This window comes from Bradyrhizobium sp., from assembly GCF_035273305.1.
In the GTDB taxonomy this organism is placed as follows: domain Bacteria; phylum Pseudomonadota; class Alphaproteobacteria; order Rhizobiales; family Xanthobacteraceae; genus Bradyrhizobium.
The window spans coordinates 1-12,355 of sequence record NZ_DATEPI010000293.1 but is presented as its reverse complement, the minus strand read 5'-3'; the positions used below and the strand labels follow the sequence as shown (position 1 = coordinate 12,355).

12 protein-coding genes are annotated in these 12,355 nt (G+C 59.8%); 8 read left to right on the top strand and 4 right to left on the bottom strand.

Translation table 11 applies throughout. The annotated features are described in order from the left end of the window. The first annotated feature begins 22 nt into the window (after window positions 1–22). Together VJV58_RS19240 and VJV58_RS19235 are read left to right on the top strand one after the other, a co-directional pair. Window positions 23–418 carry an MAPEG family protein gene (locus VJV58_RS19240; protein ID WP_324138956.1) on the top strand — a complete coding sequence of 132 codons (396 nt, stop codon included), beginning with the start codon at window positions 23–25 and terminating at the stop codon, window positions 416–418. Between the two features lie 94 nt (window positions 419–512). Further along, entirely contained in the window at window positions 513–1,313 is an 801-nt protein-coding gene (locus tag VJV58_RS19235) for an SDR family NAD(P)-dependent oxidoreductase (protein WP_324138955.1), read from the top strand. A 123-nt stretch (window positions 1,314–1,436) separates the two neighbouring features. Here the strand turns inward: VJV58_RS19235 and VJV58_RS19230 are convergent, their stop codons facing one another. Continuing rightward, window positions 1,437–2,633 (bottom strand): ABC transporter substrate-binding protein, encoded by a 1,197-nt coding sequence (locus tag VJV58_RS19230; protein WP_324138954.1) that lies wholly within the window; start codon window positions 2,631–2,633, stop codon window positions 1,437–1,439. Between the two features lie 249 nt (window positions 2,634–2,882). On the opposite strand from VJV58_RS19230, the gene VJV58_RS19225 reads away from it, so the two are divergent. The 4 genes from VJV58_RS19225 to VJV58_RS19210 all read left to right on the top strand — a co-directional run bounded on the left by VJV58_RS19225 (window position 2,883) and on the right by VJV58_RS19210 (window position 8,120). Further along, on the top strand, window positions 2,883–4,037 hold the full coding sequence (locus VJV58_RS19225) for an iron-containing alcohol dehydrogenase (protein ID WP_324138953.1): 1,155 nt from the start codon (window positions 2,883–2,885) through the stop codon (window positions 4,035–4,037). A 16-nt stretch (window positions 4,038–4,053) separates the two neighbouring features. Further along, window positions 4,054–5,604 carry an AMP-binding protein gene (locus VJV58_RS19220; RefSeq protein ID WP_324138952.1) on the top strand — a complete coding sequence of 517 codons (1,551 nt, stop codon included), beginning with the start codon at window positions 4,054–4,056 and terminating at the stop codon, window positions 5,602–5,604. Window positions 5,605–5,769: 165 nt separating this feature from the next. Next, complete coding sequence (locus VJV58_RS19215; RefSeq protein ID WP_324138951.1) at window positions 5,770–6,942, top strand: acetyl-CoA C-acyltransferase; 1,173 nt, start codon at window positions 5,770–5,772, stop codon at window positions 6,940–6,942. Window positions 6,943–7,283: 341 nt separating this feature from the next. Continuing rightward, the gene (locus tag VJV58_RS19210; protein WP_324138950.1) at window positions 7,284–8,120 is read left to right on the top strand and encodes a sulfite exporter TauE/SafE family protein; all 837 of its coding nucleotides are present in this window, start codon (window positions 7,284–7,286) and stop codon (window positions 8,118–8,120) included. A gap of 82 nt (window positions 8,121–8,202) precedes the next feature. Here the strand turns inward: VJV58_RS19210 and VJV58_RS19205 are convergent, their stop codons facing one another. From VJV58_RS19205 to VJV58_RS19195, 3 genes are all read right to left on the bottom strand, one after another. After that, window positions 8,203–8,877, bottom strand: coding sequence for a spermidine synthase (locus tag VJV58_RS19205; RefSeq protein ID WP_324138949.1), 675 nt, complete (start codon window positions 8,875–8,877; stop codon window positions 8,203–8,205). A 185-nt stretch (window positions 8,878–9,062) separates the two neighbouring features. Next, on the bottom strand, window positions 9,063–9,839 hold the full coding sequence (locus VJV58_RS19200; protein ID WP_324138948.1) for an SDR family oxidoreductase: 777 nt from the start codon (window positions 9,837–9,839) through the stop codon (window positions 9,063–9,065). A 25-nt stretch (window positions 9,840–9,864) separates the two neighbouring features. Then, complete coding sequence (locus tag VJV58_RS19195) at window positions 9,865–10,563, bottom strand: GntR family transcriptional regulator (protein ID WP_324138947.1); 699 nt, start codon at window positions 10,561–10,563, stop codon at window positions 9,865–9,867. Between the two features lie 184 nt (window positions 10,564–10,747). Between VJV58_RS19195 and VJV58_RS19190 the strand changes: the two genes are divergently transcribed. Together VJV58_RS19190 and VJV58_RS19185 are read left to right on the top strand one after the other, a co-directional pair. Then, on the top strand, window positions 10,748–12,004 hold the full coding sequence (locus VJV58_RS19190) for an ABC transporter substrate-binding protein (RefSeq protein WP_324138946.1): 1,257 nt from the start codon (window positions 10,748–10,750) through the stop codon (window positions 12,002–12,004). Window positions 12,005–12,179: 175 nt separating this feature from the next. Next, a partial coding sequence (locus tag VJV58_RS19185; RefSeq protein ID WP_414641529.1) for an ABC transporter permease subunit occupies window positions 12,180–12,355 on the top strand: 176 nt, incomplete at its 3' end.

Here is a 12,355-nt window from a genome sequence, read left to right as displayed (position 1 = left end):
CGGCTAGCCAAGAGAGATTCAAATGTTTCACTTCACCGCGCTCGTGACCTGCTTTTCGATCGCGCTTTATTTTTTTACCTCGCTCAGGGTTTCGAAGGCGCGCGCTGCCTTCGGTATCAAGCCGCCCGCGATATCAGGCGACCCGGGTTTCGAGCGGGTGTTCCGCGTCCAGATGAACACGCTGGAGTGGATTCCGATCTTCCTGCCTTCGATCTGGCTGTTTGCGATCTATGTCAGTGACCTCGTTGCCGGGCTGATTGGCCTCGTCTGGATCGCCGGCCGCATTCTTTACATGACCGGCTATTCGCAAGCCCCCGAAAAGCGCCGGCGGGGATTTGGGATTCAGGCGACCGCGGCGATTGCTCTCTGGGTTGGCGCGGTTTTCGGAATAGTTCGGCATTTGTTTAACGTGTCATGATTGAACGAATGCGATGACCGCGTCCGGGCCGATGAAGAAATCCACTTGGAATTATTACGCCCAAGACCAGTCCCGATTGCGGGAGTGAACTGACATGCGCTTGAAAGATCGTGTCGCCGTTGTCGTGGGCGCCGGACAAAGTCCTGGAGAAGGCATGGGCAATGGACGCGCGACGGCGCTGACCTTTGCCCGTGAGGGTGCTCGCGTCTTATGCGTCGATCACAACATGGCTTCGGCGCAGGAGACAGTCGAGATGATTGCCGTCCAGGGCGGCACGGCAGTCGCGTTCAAGGCCGACGTCACTAAAACCGCCGAGCTCAAGGCCATGGCGGCAGATGCGCTTGCACGATGGGGCCGCATTGACATTCTGCACAACAATGTCGGCGTCAGTCTTGCGGGTGGCGATGCCGAGCTGCTCGACTTTACCGAGGAGGCGCTTGAACGCTGTGTAGCGATCAACCTCAAGAGTTGCATCTTTGCCGCCAAGCAGGTGATCCCGATCATGCGCCAGCAGATGAGCGGTGCCATCATCAATATCTCGTCGATGGCGGCGATCACCACCTATCCTTACGTCGCTTACAAGGCAACCAAATCGGCGATGATCGCTTTCACCGAACAACTCGCCTATCAGAACGCCTCATATGGCATCCGTGCCAATGTCATCCTCCCCGGTCTCATGAACACTCCGATGGCGGTCGATACCCGCGCCCGCGAATTCAGGAAGACCCGCGCGGAGGTCGAGGCCGAGCGCGATGCCAAAGTGCCGTTGCGCAAGAAGATGGGCACGGCGTGGGACGTTGCCAATGCCGCCCTCTTCCTGGCCTCTGACGAGGCCAGTTTCATTACCGGGGTGACACTACCGGTCGATGGCGGCGCCAGCGTGAGACGAGGCTAGAGCCTGATCGGATTCTGAATTAAATCAGAAACGGGCTCTAGCTTAATCTTCTGACGCGTTTTGTTCACGCGAACCGGCGTCCACTTCGGTTGAAAGCGCTCTATTCCCGAAATCGAGAGAGCATCACTTCGTCAGCGGGCAGCCGCTTTCCTTGGCCGTGAAGAACGCCTTATCGCCCGGCACCACCGCGAGCTGCTTGTAATAGTCCCATGGCTTCTTTGATTCCGATGGTTTCTTGACCTCGAACAGATACAGGTCATGCACCATGCGGCCGTTCGGCAGCACCTTGCCGCCTGTCGCAAACTGATCGTTCACCGGCAGCTCCTTGAGCTTGTTGGCGACCGCTTCAGTATCCTTGGTCCCGGCCGCTTTGACTGCCTTCAGATACTGCAGCGTCGCCGAGTAGGTGCCGGCCTGGATCATGTTCGGCATACGCCCGGTGCGCTTGAAAAAGCGGTTGGCGAACTCGCGGCTATTATCGTCGCGATCCCAGTAATAGCCCTCGGTCAGAACCAGGCCTTGCGCCGCCTCGAGCCCAAGTCCGTGCACTTCGGCCAGCGTCAGCAACAATCCGGCGAGCTTCTGGCCGCCCTTGACGATGCCGAATTCGGCAGCCTGCTTGATCGAGTTGGTGGTGTCGAGACCGGCATTGGCGAGCCCGATGATTTTCGCTTTCGAGCTTTGGGCCTGCAGCAGGAAGGACGAGAAGTCCGATGAGTTCAGGGGAATGCGAACCGAACCCAGGACCTTGCCGCCCTTTTCCTTGACGAGATCGCCGGTGTCCTTTTCGAGCGCGTAGCCGAACGCGTAGTCCGCGGTCATGAAGAACCAGGTGTCGCCGCCCGCCTCCACCAGCGCGCCGCCGGTGCCGACCGCGAGCGCGTGGGTATCGTACGCCCAGTGGAAGCCGTAGGGCTGGCAGGCATCGCCGGTCAGGCGCGACGTCGCGGCGCCAACGACGATGTCGATTTTCTTCATCTGCTTGGAAAGATCGTGAATCGCGAGCGCGACCGAGGACGTCGTCAGTTCGGTGATCATGTCGACGCCTTCGACTTCATACCAGCGTCGTGCGATAGCGGTGGCCAAGTCCGGCTTGTTCTGATGGTCAGCGGAAATCACCTGGATCTCGTGGCCAAGCACGTTTCCGCCGAAATCCTCGACCGCCATCTTGGCCGCTTCGAAGGACCACTTGCCACCATAGTCCGCGTACACGCCGGACTGGTCGTTCAAAATCCCGATTTTGACGCCCTGCGCTGAGGCTGATCCGCCAATCAAAACGCCACAGGCCGCAACGGCAGCCGCGAACAATCGCACTTTCATAAACCCGCCTCCAAAGTTTCCGTTCTGAGTGATGATAAGTTAGAACCCTGTGGCTGCCCATCTATTTCAATGAGTCAGTCGTATTAACCAATCGCGTTTCGAAGAGTAGTCGGGACTGCCCCAAGACAGGCGGGGAAAAGGCGCTCAGGCCACGCCGCACGCCGCGCTATTTTATAGTTCCCTTCTGTACGACACGTCCGCTAAGTTGGTGTCAAAATAGTCCCAAAATATCCAGGGAGTCTAATTGTCGTGTACACCGGGCGTGTCGTTTTTGGCGACATGGACGAGGTTGTTTTTGGACAACCCGCCGCCGAGGCAGTGGCCGCCCAATTGGACCGCTTGCACTTGAGCCGCGCTTTCCTGATGGTGAGCGGCACGCTCAATCGAAATACCGACGAGATCGACAAGATCCGAAAACGCCTCGGGCGCCGCTACGTCGGAAGTTTCGACGCGATGCCAGCGCACACCCCGCGTGAAGCGGTGGTCGCCGCCGCCGAACAAGCTCGCGCTGCCGGCGCCGATATCATTGTCACGGTAGGCGGTGGCTCGATTACCGATGGCGCCAAGGCCGTGCAGCTTTGCCTCGCTAACGACGTTCGCATCGCTAGCGACATCGACGGGATCAGAGCGGTCAATGGTGTGGCGCCCGTCATGAACGCTCCGAAGGTGCGCCAGATCAGCGTGCCCACAACGATCGCGGGCGGCGAGTTCAGCGCCATTGCCGGGGTCACCAACACGCGCACCAGGGTGAAGGAGATGCTGCGTCATGAACTGGTGATCGCGCGCGCCGCCATACTCGACCCGGCAATCACTATACACACGCCCGAATGGCTGTGGCTTTCAACCGGCATCCGTGCCGTCGACCATTGTGTCGAAGGCCTGTGCTCGCGGGAGGCCCACCCATACGCCGACGCCCACGCGCTGAAGGGACTGTCGATGCTGGCGCAGGGGTTGCCGCGGGTGAAAGCGAACGCGGGGGATCTCGATGCGCGGTTGGAGTGTCAGATCGGCGCATGGCTCTCGATGGGCCCATTGGCGGCGGGCGTGCCGATGGGCGCAAGCCATGGCATCGGCTATGTGCTCGGCGCCATGCACGACGTGCCACACGGCTACACATCATGCGTGATGCTGCCGGCCGTGCTGCGCTGGAACAAATCAGCCAATGCGAAACGCCAGGAACTGGTGTCCGCGGCTATGGGGCAGCCCGGCAGAGACGCCGGTGATGTGCTGGACGATTTCATCCGCGCGCTCGGAATGCCTCGAAGCCTGCAAGATATACGGATTGGTCCCGAGTCGTTCGACCGCATCGCCGAACAGGCAATGGCAACACCGTGGGTGCCGCGCAATCCGCGCAAGATCGACAACCCCGGCCAGGTGCGCGAGATTCTTGTTCTGGCTGCATGAGAGGATCGACAGATCAATGTATACCGGGACGCACGCACGCCTTCGTCCGCTTCAGCCCGCTTTCATTATGGCGAACTCCGGAGAAACCGTGAGCTATGCCGAACTTGAGGCGCGAAGCAATCGCCTCGCGCATCTGCTTCGCAAGCTTGGACTGAAGCGGCTCGATCATTATGCGATCTTCATGGAGAACAACAGTCGATACCTGGAGGCCTGCGGCGCGGGCGAGCGCTCCGGACTTTACTTCACCTGCGTGAATTCGTACCTAACGCCGAGTGAGCTCGCCTACATCGTCGATAATAGCCAGTCCCGCGTCCTCATTACGTCGATGGCCAAACTCGACACCGCGCGCGAAGCGCTGAAGGCATGTCCGAAGGTCGAACTCTGCATCGTCGCGGACGGCGAAACTGAAAGCGAGCACATCGTCGGGCTGCGGGATGCAACGCGTGGGTTGCCGAAGACGCCGATCCCCGATGAATGCATTGGGACCGCCATGTTGTATTCGTCGGGGACCACGGGCCGGCCGAAAGGGATCCTGCGGCCGCTACCAGAACAGCCGCCGACGCAGCAATTGCCGATCTTCGATTTTCTGCAGAAGCTTTGGCACTATCGCGAAGGCATGATCTACCTATCGCCGGCGCCACTGTATCATTCAGCGCCGCAGGCCGCGGTCAATCTCACCATCCGCGTCGGCGGCACCGCCATCATTATGGAGCAGTTCGATCCGGTGCGGTATCTCGAGCTGGTAGAGCAATGGGGGGTCACTCACACCCAATTAGTCCCGACGATGTTCTCGCGGATGCTGAAGCTGCCGGAGGAAACCCGCAGCCGCTCTGACCTGTCCTCGCTGGAGATCGCGATCCACGCCGCGGCACCGTGCCCTGCGGCGGTCAAGGAAGACATGATCAAATGGTGGGGGCCGATCATCCACGAATATTACGGGGCCACTGAAGGGTTGGGTTTTACCGCCTGCAACAGCGAGCAATGGCTGGCGCACCGCGGCACCGTGGGCAAGGTCCTGCTCGGCGATCTTCATATTCTCGACGAAAACATGCAGCCAGTTCCGGTCGGCACGCCGGGCACGGTCTGGTTCAAGACGGCGACGCCGTTCGAATACTTCAACGATCCGAACAAGACCAAAGAAGCCCGGTCACCGGATGGCACGATGAGCACTGTCGGCGACGTCGGCTACGTCGATAAGGACGGTTATCTTTATCTGACTGACCGGGCCACGTTCATGATCATCTCCGGCGGGGTGAATATCTATCCGCAGGAATGCGAGAACCTGCTGATCACCCATCCCAAGATCGCCGACGCTGCCGTGTTCGGCGTTCCCAACCCCGATCTGGGCGAGGAGGTAAAAGCGGTGGTGCAGCCGATGCCCGGCGTTTTGGCAGGGCCGGATCTCGCCGAGGAACTGCTTTCATTCTGCAGCCAATCGCTGTCGCGCCAGAAAGTGCCGCGCTCGATCGATTTCGAGGACGAGCTGCCGCGACTGCCGACCGGAAAGCTCTACAAGCGGCTGCTACGCGACCGCTATTGGGGCGACAAGCGCTCGCGCATCGTGTGAGCACATGGACCGATACGGATCGTTGGATTCGGTTCTTGGCATCCCAACATGCAATTCCGGCACGCGGAAGCCCACACGGCGGTATTTTCATTGCCCCGGCAGAATTTATGTACGAATACAGCTTTTCGCGAGGCATAATCGGCCAGTTCAAAAGGAGTCCCCAAAATGCGTGAAGCCGTCATTGTTTCTTATGCCCGCACCGGGCTGGCGAAATCCGGTCGCGGCGGGTTCAACATCACTCCACCGATGTCGATGGCCGCCCACGCCATCAAGCATGCGGTCGATCGCGCCAAGGTGGACAAGGATTATGTCGAGGATTGCTATCTAGGCAATTGCGCGCATCTCGCATCCAATATCGGCCGCCAGGCTGCGCTGCTCGCCGGGATGCCGAAATCAACCGCCGGCGTCTCGGTGAATCGTTTCTGCTCCTCGGGATTGCAAACCATCGCGATGGCAGCAAACAGCATTCGCTCCGACGGAGCCGATTGCATTGTGGCCGGCGGCGTCGAAAGCATTTCGGTGCCGGGCGGCGGCGTGCCCAAGGAGGCGGTTGATCCGGACCTGCTCAAGACCGCGCCTGACATTTTCATGGCCATGATCGATACCGCCGACATTGTCGCGGAGCGTTACAAGGTCAGCCGCGAATATCAGGATGAATACTCACTGGAGTCTCAGCGCCGAATGGCGGCTGCGCAGCAAGCCAACAAGTTCAAGGACGAAATCGTCCCGATGAAAACCAAGATGAAAGTGGTCGACAAGGCGACAAAGGCGGAAAGCATCGTCGACTATGTCGTTGACCGCGACGAATGCAATCGCCCGGATACCACCCTTGAAGGGCTTGCCAAGTTGGAGCCGGTGAAAGGTCCCGGCAAATACATCACGGCCGGCAATGCGAGCCAACTTTCTGATGGTGCGGCGGCCGTCGTGCTGATGGAAGCCAAGGACGCGGAAAAGCGTGGGCTTAATCCGCTCGGCCGCTTTGTGGCGTGGGCAGCGGCGGGCTGCGAGCCGGATGAAATGGGAATTGGCCCGGTATTCGCCGTGCCGAAGCTGCTGAAGCGCCACGGCCTGAAGATCGACGATATCGATCTGTGGGAGCTCAACGAGGCGTTCGCCAGCCAGTGCCTGTATTCGCGCGATCAACTCGGCATCGACCCCGAGAAGTACAACGTCAACGGCGGCTCGATCGCGATCGGTCACCCCTTTGGAATGACCGGCGCCCGGCTGACAGGCCACATCCTGCAGGAGGGCCGCCGCCGTAAAGCGAAATGGGGCGTAGTGACCATGTGCATCGGCGGCGGTCAGGGCGGCGCGGGATTGTTTGAAATCTACAACTGAGTAATCCGGGCCGAGCGTAGGAACGGCACCGAATATGCCATGCGGTAAATGACGATAGCAGCGCGGGGAATCCCGCGCTGCTATTTTGAATCAAATCAGTGCGCATCGCATGACGCCTTGGGAAAGTTCCAGGTTAACTCGGAACATCGCTAGGCCCTGATTCCGCCCCTTAGCCGCTTTCTGGCAGGAAAGCCCCCCAAAATACCGCGACTGCGCACGATCATTCTTTTTTTGTCCGCTCTATTGCCGTGCCCGGAACAATGATCCTACCTAATTTGGAACGCAGGTGGAGGGACGGAGTATCCCTTTGCGATGACCAATCGTGATTGCGGGGCGGGCCGATGCCGTTAGTCGATCCACTTTATGTCTCCTCCGGTTTCGGCGTCGGCCTTCTGGTCGGGATGACCGGCGTCGGCGGCGGCTCGCTGATGACGCCGTTGTTGATCCTGCTGTTTGGCATTCACCCCTCGACCGCGGTCGGCACCGATCTGCTTTACGCCGCCGGCACCAAGGCCGGAGGCAGCGTGGTGCACGGCTGGGCCCGCAGCATCCATTGGCCCGCGGTACTCCGGCTTGCCTGCGGCAGCATCCCGGCCAGCATCGTGACGCTGTTGGTGTTGTGGCACCTCGACCTCGGCAGCGGAAGCGCGCGCAGTTTGGTCAATATCGTGCTCGCGTTTGCGCTGATGCTGACAGCCGCCTCGCTCATTTTCCGCAAAACCATTCTGGAGTCGTTTCAGTGGCGGCTCGATCGGCTCGATGACGCGACGATCGGGCGCGCTACCGTGCTGGTTGGCGCGACGCTTGGAGTGCTGGTTTCGATATCATCGGTTGGAGCCGGGGCGGTGGGCGTAACTGCGCTGCTGTTGCTTTATCCCCGACTGCCGATGGCGCGGATCGTCGGTTCCGACATCGCGCACGCGGTGCCGTTGACGTTGATAGCGGGAATGGGACACTGGGCGTTGGGCGCGATCGATTGGCACCTGATGGCAGTGCTGTTGGCCGGTTCGCTGCCGGGTATCGTCATCGGCAGCTATCTCGCCACGCGGGTACCGGAAACCGCGCTGCGGCTGCTGCTCGCGGTAACTCTGATCGTCGTTGCCGGCAAGCTTGCCTCCAATGAATGGAACTGGACGGATTCGATCGCGGCAATGGTTGCCCAGAGCAGCCAGCGCTGAAAGCGAATAGATCGCTGGCCTGGAGCGTTTTCGAGCGGAGTGGCCGCCCGCTCGCCTGAAGAAAACCCGTCAGAAGAAGAAGCTAACGCTTTGTCGCAAACCAGATGAGATGGCGCGCACCTTTGCGCCTGGTCGTGGCGCGCACATTGACCTCGTTTACCTCGAATCCAGCGTCGCCCAGTCGCTTCGTGAATGCGGGGTTCGGTCCCGACGACCATATCGCCAGCACGCCATTCCGCCGCAGCGCTTGATATATCGTTTTCAATCCTTTCAGATCGTATAGCGAATTGTTCGCTTTTCGGATCAGGGCCTCCGGACCGTTATCGACGTCGAGCAGAATCGCATCGAAGGCCGAATCGCGGGATCGAATGACATCGACCGCGTCCGCTTCACGAATGGTCGCCCGCGGATCGCTCAGGCTGCCACCAAAGAGTTGCGCCATGGGACCGCGGGCCCATGCTATGACGGAGGGCACGAGTTCGGCGACGACGATCCGCGCCTCGGGCCCGAGCACGGCAAGCGCGGCACGCAACGTAAAGCCCATGCCTAATCCGCCGATCAATATATTGGGATGCTTGACGGATTCGATTCGCCTGCAGGCGAGCGTTGCGAGCGCCTCCTCCGACCCACTGAGCCGACTATTCATCAACTCGTTGTCATCCAGCATCATTGAAAATTCACCGCCTCTTCGCATCAGGCGAAGTTCGACCTCTGCGCCCGGCACGACGGCGGAATCGATGAGCAGCCACGGAATCATTGCGAGCTTCCACCCTATCCTGGTCTATTGGTCCGATTTTAACATTCGCATCCCATTTCAGCGGGCGCCTTTGCGAATGTTGGAATCGAGGACCACGAGCAAATATAGTTTCTGGTGGAGTTTTGGATTTGACATTCGCTTGATGTGCCCGCGGCAAGGTGGGTAATGACCGTCAAATCACTGCGCTAGCCCAGCATCTGGGTATCGCCGCAAATCGAGATTGCCTGTCCTGAAATCGTTCGCCCGCGCGGGCTGGACATGAACAGGATCTGGTCGGCAATCTGCTCGGGCGTGACGTAGTCCTTGATCGATGTATATGAAAACGCCGTTCGCTCCATCTCGGCGTAGGAAATTCCGCGCTGCTGCGCCTTGGCTTCGAGGACCCTGCGCTGCCGATCACCCGCGACAAGTCCCGGCAGGATCGCGTTGACGCGGATGTTGTCCGGCCCAAGCTCGATCGATAGCGATTTTGTCAAACCGATCACGCCCCATTTTGCCGCAGCGTACGGCGAGCGCATTGCAAAGCCGAGCCTGCCCGCGGCTGAGGAAATGTTGACGATGGATGCATTCTCGCTGTTGCGTAAGTGGGGCACCGCAAGGCGGGTGCAATTGAATTGCCCGGTGAGGCATATCGCAACACAACGATCCCAGTCGTCCGGATGCATGTCCTCTATCTTGGATGTCGGCCCGGCGATGCCGGCATTGTTGACGAGCACATCGAGACCCCCAAGCCTTTCAAGCGCTTCCGCAAACAACTTCTCCACGGCCGAACGGTCGGACACATCGCACGGCGTCGAGGTGATGGTGGGATCACTCGCCGCCAGTGCGGAGAGCGCTGTTGGGTCGACATCGCAGGTGTGGACCCTTGCACCTTCGGCCGCGAAACGGCGGGCAATGGCCAGTCCTATACCGTTGCCACCGGCCGTGACCAGCACGCGCGAGCCCTTTAATCCTAAATCCATGATTGCTCCAGGAGGCCGTGAAAATTCAGTCCGCAAGATCGCCGCGCGACAGAATGAAATCGGCCGCGCTGCTGATATCGGCCGCTATGCCTTGGCGCGCAGCGGAGCCGTCGCCGGCACTGATCGCTAGGCGCACATCGGCATGAAATCGAATCGCGTCGCCCTTTGCGAGCCGCTGAGGATTGGCGCGCAGATCGAGATTGAGCACGGGCCCGGCTTTGAGCCAAAGCGCACGGATGATTTCAAAGAGGATCGGCGACTGCGCCGCTTCATAGACCGCAAAATGAAAACGCTTGTTGAATTCGACCGCTCGCGGCAGATCCGGCGCGGGCAGTTCGCTTTCGCTTCGCATCGCCTGCTCCGCGTGCGCTATCGAGAATAGGTCGCTGTCGGTGCGATGCTGCGCCGCCTCGGCAGCCGCATGTCCTTCGATTGCGATCCGCACCTTCGTCAGGTCGCGAAATTGCGCGACGGACATCAAGGGCACGCGGACTGACCGGTTCGGCGTTACCTCCAAGGCCTTGTCCGCTACGAGGCGGGAAACAGCCTCGCGCACCGGCATGATCGAGACCCCAAGCACGTCCGCCGCAGCCCGCAGCGATAGTTTCTCGCCCGGCGCCAACCGTCCGGAAATCAGGAGATCGGCAAGTTTCGCGTAGGCGCGCTCGCCCAACGTCTGACGATCGAGCGGCTGCATCAGATTTAGCGCGGCAGGCAAATTCAACGCATAGCTCCGAACGGCCAGCATCTCGCAAGAGGACTCGACAGTGGCCTCGTCTTTTGCAACTGTAACTGTGATCACAGATCACGGCAAGCGCGACCATAGCGCTCCGCAAGAGCGCGGCACGATGCGTGCCGAGAACAAACGGCCGCAGTTTATGTGGCCGTATCAGGGGAGATTAAAACTGATGTCAGATCATATTAGACTCACGCGGCGCCGCCTTCTCAAGACAGCGGGCGGCATTGCGCTGGTGTCCGGAATTTCGGCGCCTGCGATTCTGCGCGCCCAGAGCGCCGACGTCATCAAGATCGGCCATTTGACTCCGCGCACAGGCTTTCTCGGGCCGCTCGGCGAATACGCGGTCATGGCAGCCGATCTCGCCGTCGAAGAGATCAATGCCGCGGGTGGCATGATGGGCCGCAAGGTGGAATTGCTGAAAGAAGATTCCGTCAATCCGCAGACGGCCTCAACCAAGGCGGAGCGCATGATCGAGCGCGACAAGGTCGCCTGCATTATCGGTGAGATCTCGTCAGCGTCCTGTCTGACCATCGCGCAGGTCGCGCAGCGCAATAGGCTCCTGTACATCAACACCGGCGGCAACTCGGATGCGCTGCGGGGCTCGGACTGCAAGCGCTACATGTTCCATGTCGAATCGCAGAATTCGATGTACGTCAAGACTGTCGGCCGTTCCTTTCTGCGCGACGGGCTGGTCAAGGGCAAGAAGTGGTACTCGCTCACAGCCGATTACGCGTTCGGCCATGACCTGCTCAAGGTTTCGAAGCGCTTCATGGAGGCGAATGGGGGCAATTTCGCCGGCGACGATCTGGTCCCGACCGACGCCACCGACTTCTCGGCGTACCTTTTGAAGATCCGCGAGGCCAAGCCCGATCTGGTCGTGATCAATCTCGCGGGCAACCAGATCACCAACTTTCTGAAGCAGTATGCCGAATTCGGCCTTACCTTCCCGGTCGGAGGCTTCGGCTTCGACACCGCCCTGGCATGGGCGGCTGGCAAGGGGAATTTCGTCGGCACGTGGCCGGTGGTCTGGCATCATCTGCTGGACACCCCCGGCAGCAAGGCCTTCGTGGCGGCCTTCACCAAGAAATATTCCAAGCCGCCCGAAAACCAGGCGTGGGGCGACTACATCGCCACCAAGATCGTGGCGCAGACGGTCAATGAACTTAAATCGACCGACTCGACCAAGATCATCGAGCATTTTGAGAAGGGCGCGAAATTCGACCTGCTCAAAACCCGCCCGGGTTATTTCCGTGCTTCGGATCATCAGCTGATGCATGAAATGTACGCGGTGACGGCGCTGCCGGCCGACAAGATCAAGAATCAGTGGGATATCTTCACCTCGAGTGCACCTGTGCCCGGGCCGAACGAAGAGCTCGAAGTGATCGCGGCCACCAAGGAAGAAAACAGTTGCACGTTTCCGACCTGATCGAACCTCCTCTCGCACAGTTGCGAAAGTAGAACCCGGTTCGGGTACTCACGCTTGACAAAAAGGCGTCTTTCCGGATTTTTTGGAGAGACGCGATTTCTCTCCGCTATTCCATTACGATCTTCGTCCGTCCTCTCCCTGGCGCGCGGCGCGCGCCGGTCGCGGAGCTTGAGCCATGTCCGCCATCTTGCTAGCGCAACAAATCCTTAACGGCCTGCTTGATGGGGTCTACTATCTGCTCATAGCGCTTGGGTTGTCGCTGATCTTCTCGCTTGGCGGCATCGTTAATCTTGCCCATGGCGCGTTTTATGCCATCGGCGCCTATCTCACGCTGGTGATTTCTCCCTATTT

Excerpts from the sequence above, each read along its gene's own strand:
- VJV58_RS19240 (WP_324138956.1), top strand. The coding sequence starts at position 23 with ATGTTTCACTTCACCGCGCTCGTGACCTGCTTTTCGATCGCGCTTTAT.
- VJV58_RS19235 (WP_324138955.1), top strand. The coding sequence starts at position 513 with ATGCGCTTGAAAGATCGTGTCGCCGTTGTCGTGGGCGCCGGACAAAGT.
- VJV58_RS19230 (WP_324138954.1), bottom strand. The coding sequence starts at position 2,633 with ATGAAAGTGCGATTGTTCGCGGCTGCCGTTGCGGCCTGTGGCGTTTTG.
- VJV58_RS19220 (WP_324138952.1), top strand. The coding sequence starts at position 4,054 with ATGTATACCGGGACGCACGCACGCCTTCGTCCGCTTCAGCCCGCTTTC.
- VJV58_RS19215 (WP_324138951.1), top strand. The coding sequence starts at position 5,770 with ATGCGTGAAGCCGTCATTGTTTCTTATGCCCGCACCGGGCTGGCGAAA.
- VJV58_RS19210 (WP_324138950.1), top strand. The coding sequence starts at position 7,284 with ATGCCGTTAGTCGATCCACTTTATGTCTCCTCCGGTTTCGGCGTCGGC.
- VJV58_RS19205 (WP_324138949.1), bottom strand. The coding sequence starts at position 8,877 with ATGATTCCGTGGCTGCTCATCGATTCCGCCGTCGTGCCGGGCGCAGAG.
- VJV58_RS19200 (WP_324138948.1), bottom strand. The coding sequence starts at position 9,839 with ATGGATTTAGGATTAAAGGGCTCGCGCGTGCTGGTCACGGCCGGTGGC.
- VJV58_RS19190 (WP_324138946.1), top strand. The coding sequence starts at position 10,748 with ATGTCAGATCATATTAGACTCACGCGGCGCCGCCTTCTCAAGACAGCG.